We start from the raw sequence: 1,243 nt of genomic DNA, 5'->3' as shown, positions 1-1,243 counted from the left end.
GCGTCACGAGTCTTGATGGCTTCCGGACCGCCTTTGGCGCGGCGACCAAGAACTGCGGGGCGTGCCACGAGGCCTACCGCGTCAAGAAGTGAGGCGGCGAAGCCGCTTCGCCGGAAGACCGAGAGCGGGCGCCAGCGTTGGCTGCCCGCTTTTTCTTGGCCTGATTTACCTGCTTGCCGGAGCCATCCCGGCTGCGCCACGTTAGAACTGTCGTGGTTCGAGGCTGGAGCCCTGCGCAGGCAGGGTGCCTGATTGCGCCTTTGGAGATGCCGATGCTGTTGCTGCGCCGCCTGTTCGTGACCCTCGTCCTGCTGGCGGTCCTCGCTTTCGCGGGCTTCTACGTCCTCACCGATCCACGCGTCGTCTCGCCGTCGCCGGAGATCGGCGCGCTGCCGGCGGCCGATATCGAGAATGGCAGGCTGCTCTTCGCAGCCGGCGGCTGCGCGTCCTGCCACGCGACGCCGGGCCAGGACGACAAGCTGAGGCTCGGCGGCGGGCTGGCGCTGGCCTCGCCCTTCGGCACGTTCCATGCCCCCAACATCTCGCCGCATACGCGGGACGGTATCGGGAACTGGGGTGTGCAGGATTTCGTCGATGCGATGGCCGCGGGAGTCTCGCCGAGCGGCCAGCATCTCTATCCAGCCTTTCCCTACACCTCCTACCGGCTGATGCCTCCGAGGGCGCTCGCCGATCTCTTCGCCTACATCCGGACGTTGGCCCCGGTCGAGGGCAGGGCGCCGCCGCATGAGCTGCCGTTCCCGTTCAACATCCGGCGCATGGTCGGCGGCTGGAAGCTGCTGTTCTTCGAAGGAGCACCCTTCCGGCCCGATCCGGCGAAGAGCGAGGCCTGGAACCGCGGCGCCTATCTCGTGAACGGCCCGGGCCACTGTGCCGAATGCCACTCGGCCCGCAATGCGCTCGGTGCGATCGTGCAGGCGACCCGCTTCGCCGGTGGTCCCGATCCGGAAGGCAAGGGCTGGGTGCCGAACATCACCCAGTCCGAGAACGGGCTGGCGAAGTGGTCGAAGGAAGAGATTGCCGAGCTGCTGAAGACGGGCTTCACCCCGAGCTTCGACAGCGTCGGCGGCACGATGGCCGCGGTGGTGCGCAACATGGCGCAGCTCCCCGACGCCGACCGGATGGCGATGGCGGAGTATCTGAAGTCGCTGCCGGCTGTGGAAGGACCGGCGCGGCCCCAGGCGAAGGCCCCCTGAGGCGCGTGGGCTTGCCAGCGCTGCGGTGT

1 protein-coding gene is annotated in these 1,243 nt (G+C 68.3%); it reads left to right on the top strand.

Annotated elements, in window-relative coordinates:
• Positions 1 to 272 precede the first annotated feature (272 nt).
• Complete coding sequence (locus ACIPIA_RS16620) at positions 273 to 1,214, top strand: c-type cytochrome (protein WP_400511079.1); 942 nt, start codon at positions 273 to 275, stop codon at positions 1,212 to 1,214.
• Positions 1,215 to 1,243 lie beyond the last annotated feature (29 nt).

It is taken from the genome of Allobosea sp. CER48, from assembly GCF_044752385.1.
GTDB lineage: Bacteria > Pseudomonadota > Alphaproteobacteria > Rhizobiales > Beijerinckiaceae > Allobosea.
Note: the sequence above shows the minus strand (reverse complement) of the source record. Positions and strands in the feature narration are given on the sequence as shown.